The following is a 6,648-nucleotide window of genomic DNA, read 5'->3' on the forward strand; positions in this document are numbered from 1 at the left end:
CCCGCGAGGGAGAAGGTGTGTGCGTACCGCTTCCCCGCGGCGGCGCTCAGGTGCCCGCCGTACGCCCCCGCCCGGCCGAGGGGCCCAGCGGCGCGGTGCGCGGGGCGCGGTCGCCGTGCGGCGGGCGGCGACTGCCGCTCGGGGTGACGGGGGACCGCTCGGAGCGGACGGTGTGCGGCCGGGACGACAGGTGCGGCCAGGCGTCCGGCACCCGCCCGGCGGCGGCCGGCGACGCGCCGCCGCCCGGCCGGCTGGCGGCTCCCACCGGTTCGAGTACGGGCAGTTCGTCGTCCACGGGCGGGCGCGGCGCGGCGATGACGGTCAGACCGCCGGCCGGAGCGGGAGCGAGCGCCCCGCTGTCGCGCAGCCGCCGCAGCAGCGCCATCAGATGCACCTCGGCGTAGGCCATCATCGGCTCGAACCAGGGCAGCGCCAGCAGGACGAGCAGGCCCGCGGTCCAGCCGAGCGTCACGTCGCTCACCCAGTGCGTACCGAGGTAGACGGTCGTCATGCCGATGCCGAAGGCGAGTGAGGCGACGATCACGGAGGTGACGCGGCGGGTCAGCGGGGTGGTGGCCAGGTAGGCCAGCACACCCCAGGTCACCACGGCGTTGGCGGTGTGGCCGGAAGGAAATATATCGCCGCCCGCCCACATCTCGTTCGAGCCGATCTGCGTCGCGTAGTGCGGTCCGAGGCGGCCCATGCCGAGCTTGGCGGCGCCCACGGTCACGTTGAGCAGCAGCAGTGAGGAGCCCAGCACCAGCAGCGGGCGCAGGCTCTGCTGTTTGTACGAGCGCCAGCCCAGCCAGGCCGCCACCGCCACCGCCGTCGGCCCGCGCTGGCCCAGCACCACGAAGTAGTCGAGGAAGGTGTGGATCTCCGGCCACTGCTTGTACGGGTGGAACAGCATGACCTGCCAGTCGAACCGCACCGGCCAGGACGTGGTGAGCACGCCGACGACGATCGCCACATAGACCACGAAGGTCGCCGCGAAGATGCCGAGGCGCGTTCGGGTCATCCGTGGTCGCGGATCGTCGGGGCGCTCCTCCGCTGGGACGAGCTCGTCATTGGTACGCACCCAATCGACGTTACATTGGGTGACAGGAAGGCATGGCCGATCAGGACTCTTTGTGATGACGATGTGATGTGGAGTGGGTCTCGATCGGGTCTTTCGATGGCGCGATTCGGATAAATAAAGGCGACCTAAAGAATCCCGTGCGAAGAGGCCGCCGAAGGCCCTTCCGTCTCTTTATCCTTTTCTCGCACCGCTGTTTATCGCCGATTGGCCGGGATGTCCCGAACCGTTTCCCGCGCGCCGCGGCCGGGGCCCGGCCCGAGGCCGCGGCGATCAGGGCGGGCCGGTCCCGTTGAGCCAGAACGCGCCATACGCGGCCGACGCCAGCGCCAGCGCCCCGAGCGCCGCCGCGGCCCACCGGGTACGGAGCCGGGCCAGCGCCACCGCGAGCGGCAGCACCAGCGGGAACGCGGGCAGCATCAGCCGCGGCTTCGAACCGAAGTAGCCCTTCGCGGTCAGCGCCAGCAGCAGCACCACGCCCGCGTACACCAGCAGCGGCAGCGGCTGACCCTGGCGCACCCCGCGCACGTACAGCCAGATCACCAGCGAGACCGCGGCGACCAGCACCAGCCCGGTGACGTACCCCGGTCCCGTCAGCCGTTCGCCCACGAAGCGGGCGAAGGCCAGCCCGCCGTCGAAGCCGTTGCCCCAGCCGCCCTGCACCCGCAGATAGCCGAGCGCCTCGCCCTCGCGCACCCCGACCCACACGACGTACGCGAGCCAGCCCAGCGGGGCGAGCGCCGCACCCAGCAGCATCCGCCGCTCGGTGCGCCAGGCCGTGCGCCACCGGCCGCCGGACGCCAGCGCGAGTGCCGCCGCGGCCCACACGGCCGCGACGACGGCCGCGCCCACCGGCCGGGTCGCCCCCGCCAGCAGCGCGAAGCACCCCGCCCAGACCCAGCGGTCGGTCAGCGCCGCGTACACGCCCCACGCAGCCAGGGCCGTGAACAGCGATTCGGAGTACGCCATCGACTGCACCACCGACACCGGCAGCGCCGCCCACAGCGCGGCCAGCACGATGCCGGTCCGCCGCCCGTACACCCGCTCGCCGACCAGGAACAGGGCCCAGGCCGCGAAGAGCGAGGCCACCGCCGAGACGGCCAGGCCCGCGTCGGCGGCGGACAGCGGCGAGCACGCGGCCACCCCCCGCTCCAGCCACGGCAGCAGCGGGAAGAACGCCAGATCGGAGTGGACCCGGCCGCCGCCCAGATCGAGCGTGAAGCCGTAGCCGTGCTCGGCGACGCGGGTGTACCAGATCGCGTCCCAGCGCCCGGAGAGCAGTTGCCGCGGGCTGCTGCCCGCCGCCCGGCTCCACACCGCGAGGACCGTGAGGGAGAGCAGACGCACGCACGCGAAGGCCAGCAGCGCGGGCGCGGCCCGGCGCACCGCGTCGGTCACCGTCCGCACGCCGGGGCTCGCGGGCGCGCTCAGCGCGGGAGTCAGACCGGTCATCGCCACGATTATCGGTCATGGACAGCGGGGTATGGGCCGGGGGCGCTGAGCCGCCGCCGACCCCGGTGATCTGCTGCGATCGGTCTCCCATCGGGAGGAGTGCCCCACGGCCCCCCGGAGGACTCGCGTACTCTGACGACTCACTCGCCCCCTCGACGCCGGGTCCACAGTCCCCCTTGGCCCGTTCCGAGGGCGAGCGCATGACACGGAGGTGTGTGAATGTCCGGGACGACCACGGCCGGCGCCAGGCCGACAGCGGACGGCCCGTCCCGGAACCGGGGCGGGGCGAACCGCTGGACCGTGCTCGTCGTGCTCTGCGTCAGCCTGCTGCTGGTCGCCCTCGACTCGACCGTGCTGCACGTCGCCGTGCCCGCCGTCACCGAGGATCTGCGGCCCGGCCCGATAGAGCTGCTGTGGATCGTCGACGTCTACCCGCTCGTCTGCGCCTCCCTGCTCATCCTCTTCGGCACCCTCGGCGACCGCGTCGGCCGCCGTCGCGTGCTGCTGCTCGGCTACGGCTTCTTCGGCCTGGCATCGGCGCTCGCCGCCTTCGCCACCAGCCCCGACGTGCTGGTCGCGGCCCGCGCGCTGCTCGGCGTCGGCGGCGCGATGATCATGCCCGCGACGCTGTCGATCCTCCGTCAGGTCTTCCCCGACCGCCGCGAGCGGGCGCTGGCCATCGGCGTCTGGAGCGCGGTCGCCGCCGTGGGTGCGGCCGTCGGACCGCTGCTCGGCGGCTTCCTCCTCGAACACTTCTGGTGGGGCTCGGTCTTCCTCATCAACATCCCGCTGATGGTCGTCAGCCTGCCCATCGGCCGCTGGCTGCTGCCCGAGTCCACCGGCGACCGGGACGGCCCCTGGGACGTGATCGGCGCGCTGATGGCCGCGTTCGGCCTGTTCGGGGTGGTCCTCGGCGTGAAGCAGGCGGGCGGCGGCGACGATCTGCTGACCGTCGGGACCCTCGCCCCCGTCATCCTCGGCGCGGCCCTGCTCGTCCTGTTCGTCCGCCGCCAGCGGCGCCGCACGCACCCGCTCGTGGACCTGACGATGTTCGCCCGGCCGGCCTTCGGCACCTCGGTCGGCTGCATCGTGCTGGCCATGCTGGCGCTCGTCGGCCTCGAACTCATCGCGGCCCAGTACCTCCAGCTCGTCCTCGGCCTCTCCCCCCTCGCGACCGGCCTGCGGCTGCTGCCGCTCACCTTCGCCGCGATGGCCGCGGGCCTGGTCGGCTCCCGAATACTGGACCGCTTCGGCCCCCGCACCATGGTCGGCCTCGGCTTCGTCCTCACCGCCGCCGCCGTCCTGTCGCTGACCGTCATGGGACAGCAGGACCGGCCCGTGCTCCTCATCATCAGCTTCGTGCTCCTCGGCTTCGGCCTGGAGACCACCCTCTTCGGCGCGTACGAGTCCATGCTCAGCGAGGCCCCCGCCGCCTCCGCAGGGGGAGCGGCCGCCATCGGCGAGACCTCCTACCAGCTCGGCGGAGGCATCGGCATCGCCCTGCTCGGCAGCGTCATGAACGCCGCGTACGCGCCCGGCGTCAAGGACGCCCCCGGGGTCCCCAGCGACTCGTCCGCCGCCGCCCGGCACTCCCTCGGCGAGGCGTACGAGGTCTCCGGACGGCTCGGCGGAACGGCCGGCTCCGCACTGCGGCACGCGGCCCGCGCCTCCTTCGTGCACGGCCTGCACGTCACCCTGATCGTCAGCGCGGGGCTGCTGCTCCTCGGCGCGCTCGCCGCGCTGCGGCTGCCGCGCGCGATGGAGTGCGAGGGCGGCCCGGACCCCGACGACCCCGCTCCCGACCCCGCCGCCGACCCGGCCCCGGCGCCGGACCGCGACCGCGGCCCCGGCGCCGCGGCGCGCAGGGGCGAGCCGTGCGGCGCGGAGTCCTCCGGCTGATCCGCGCCATCGCGTGTTCGGCCCGGCCGCGCGGCCCCGTGGGCCTCTGGACGCGGGGCGGCGGCCGGTCGTAGCGTCATGCGCGAGCCGAAAAGATCACTGCCGGAGGCGCAGACATGTCCGTACGCTCCATGCCGCCGTTCGATCCGACCGATCCGCTCGGGATCGACGACCTTCTCGCCCCCGAGGACCTCGCCGTACGGGCCACCGTCCGCCAGTGGGCCGCCGACCGGGTGCTGCCGCACATCGCGGACTGGTACGAGCGCGGGGAGCTGCCCGGCATCCGCGAACTCAGCCGCGAGCTCGGCGCGATGGGCGCGCTCGGCATGACGCTGAAGGGCTACGGCTGCGCGGGCGCGAGCGCCGTCCAGTACGGGCTGGCCTGCCTGGAGCTGGAGGCCGCCGACTCCGGCGTCCGCTCCCTGGTCTCCGTGCAGGGCTCCCTGGCGATGTACGCGATCCACCGGTTCGGCTCCGAGGAGCAGAAACAGCGGTGGCTGCCGGGGATGGCGGCGGGCGAGACCATCGGCTGCTTCGGGCTGACCGAGCCGGACCACGGCTCCGACCCGGCCGGCATGCGCACGTACGCCAAGCGCGACGGCGGGGACTGGGTGCTGACGGGCCGCAAGATGTGGATCACCAACGGCTCGGTGGCGGGCGTCGCCGTCGTCTGGGCCCGCACCGACGACGGCATCCGCGGCTTCGTCGTGCCCACCGACGCCCCCGGCTTCTCCGCGCCGGAGATCAAGCACAAGTGGTCGCTGCGGGCCTCGGTCACCAGCGAACTCGTCCTGGACGAGGTGCGGCTCCCCGCCGACGCGGCGCTCCCGGACGTCACCGGGCTGCGCGGCCCGCTGAGCTGCCTGTCCCACGCCCGGTACGGCATCGTGTGGGGTTCGATGGGCGCGGCCCGCGCCGCCTTCGAGTCGGCGCTGGGGTACTCGCGTACCCGCGAGCAGTTCGGCCGGCCGATCGGCGGCTTCCAGCTCACCCAGGCCAAGCTCGCCGACATGGCGGTGGAGCTGAACAAGGGCGTGCTCCTCGCACACCACCTCGGGCGGCGGATGGACGCGGGCACGCTCCGGCCCGAGCAGGTCAGCTTCGGGAAGCTCAACAACGTGCGGGAGGCCATCGACATCTGCCGCACGGCCCGTACGATCCTCGGCGCGAACGGGATCTCGCTGGAGTACCCCGTCATGCGGCACGCCACGAACCTGGAATCGGTACTCACCTACGAAGGCACCGTGGAGATGCACCAGCTGGTGCTCGGCAAGGCGCTCACGGGGCTCGACGCCTTCCGGTGAACGGTCCCTGCCTCTGGCGGCCGTTTCCCTCGGCGGCCGGAGGCAGGAACGCGATCAGCTCTGGTTGAAGAAGCCGGTCCTGCGGCCGCCGGACTCGCCGCTCAGGACCTGGTAATCGGGCGGCGTGAGCAGGAAGACCCGGTTGGCGACGCGGTCGATCGAGCCGCGCAGGCCGAAGGTGAGGCCGGCCGCGAAGTCCACGACGCGCTTGGCGTCGCCGGGCTCCATGCCCGTGAGGTTCACGATCACCGGAATGCCGTCCCGGAACAGCTCGCCGATGCCGCGGGCGTCCCGGAAGCTCTCCGGGGTGACCGTCGCGATACGCGTGCCCTCTTCCTCGGCCGACTCCTCGGCCACCCGCACCCGCGGGTTCGTCACCCAGGACTCCCGCGCCTCGGACCCCTCGGCGTACTCGTCGTCGTAGTAGCGCTCTTCATCGCTGTCGTCGACGAGGCCAAGCCAGGCACTCGCCTTGCGCACCGATCCCATGGACGCCTCCTCTCACACGCGGTGTGTACCGTCCGCCTTCCTATGGTCGTCCATGATGCTGATGATGTGCCAAGTGGATAGCCGCCGCACGGGGGTTTCGTGACGCATCTGGTGCAAAGAGTGTGACGGGTTGTCGATTTATAACCAGCTGAGTTGATTTCAGTACCGACCGTGACGCAATCGGCGGCAGGGCATATGCGTCCGGCCCGGTCCGCCCGTCCCCGCCCGCCCCGGCCGAGCCCCGGCGGCCCCCACCCTGACCTGCTGTGACGTGCCGCTGAGATCCCCTGGGATTCGAGCTGTCACATCACGGGGGCGAGTGTGTTCGGAATCATCAGGCCGTGCACCGCCAGGGTGGCGTCATCGGCTGTCCGAGGGGACGCGCACCGCGCAGGCGGCCCGCGACGAGGGCGCGCGGCTCGCGGCGGC

5 protein-coding genes are annotated in these 6,648 nt (G+C 72.8%); 2 read left to right on the forward strand and 3 right to left on the reverse strand.

Annotation, left to right across the window (positions count from 1 at the left end; all coding sequences use genetic code 11):
* Positions 1-46: 46 nt before the first annotated feature.
* Positions 47-1,078 carry a phosphatase PAP2 family protein gene (locus ACFU99_RS27955; protein WP_384397094.1) on the reverse strand — a complete coding sequence of 344 codons (1,032 nt, stop codon included), beginning with the start codon at positions 1,076-1,078 and terminating at the stop codon, positions 47-49.
* Positions 1,079-1,348: 270 nt separating this feature from the next.
* The gene (locus ACFU99_RS27960) at positions 1,349-2,527 is read right to left on the reverse strand and encodes a hypothetical protein (protein ID WP_384397097.1); all 1,179 of its coding nucleotides are present in this window, start codon (positions 2,525-2,527) and stop codon (positions 1,349-1,351) included.
* A gap of 219 nt (positions 2,528-2,746) precedes the next feature.
* Between ACFU99_RS27960 and ACFU99_RS27965 the strand changes: the two genes are divergently transcribed.
* Complete coding sequence (locus ACFU99_RS27965) at positions 2,747-4,426, forward strand: MFS transporter (RefSeq protein WP_384397099.1); 1,680 nt, start codon at positions 2,747-2,749, stop codon at positions 4,424-4,426.
* Between the two features lie 131 nt (positions 4,427-4,557).
* On the forward strand, positions 4,558-5,730 hold the full coding sequence (locus tag ACFU99_RS27970) for an acyl-CoA dehydrogenase family protein (protein WP_384397104.1): 1,173 nt from the start codon (positions 4,558-4,560) through the stop codon (positions 5,728-5,730).
* Between the two features lie 54 nt (positions 5,731-5,784).
* Here the strand turns inward: ACFU99_RS27970 and ACFU99_RS27975 are convergent, their stop codons facing one another.
* A complete protein-coding gene (locus ACFU99_RS27975; RefSeq protein WP_384397102.1) occupies positions 5,785-6,219 on the reverse strand; it encodes a cell division protein SepF in 435 nt (144 codons plus the stop codon).
* Positions 6,220-6,648 lie beyond the last annotated feature (429 nt).

The sequence above is a fragment of the Streptomyces sp. NPDC057654 genome, assembly GCF_042800135.1.
In the GTDB taxonomy this organism is placed as follows: domain Bacteria; phylum Actinomycetota; class Actinomycetes; order Streptomycetales; family Streptomycetaceae; genus Streptomyces.

What these genes read in the sequence shown, in the direction of transcription:
- ACFU99_RS27960 (WP_384397097.1), bottom strand. Translation starts at nt 2,527, where the DNA reads ATGACCGGTCTGACTCCCGCGCTGAGCGCGCCCGCGAGCCCCGGCGTG.
- ACFU99_RS27965 (WP_384397099.1), top strand. Translation starts at nt 2,747, where the DNA reads ATGTCCGGGACGACCACGGCCGGCGCCAGGCCGACAGCGGACGGCCCG.
- ACFU99_RS27975 (WP_384397102.1), bottom strand. Translation starts at nt 6,219, where the DNA reads ATGGGATCGGTGCGCAAGGCGAGTGCCTGGCTTGGCCTCGTCGACGAC.
- ACFU99_RS27970 (WP_384397104.1), top strand. Translation starts at nt 4,558, where the DNA reads ATGCCGCCGTTCGATCCGACCGATCCGCTCGGGATCGACGACCTTCTC.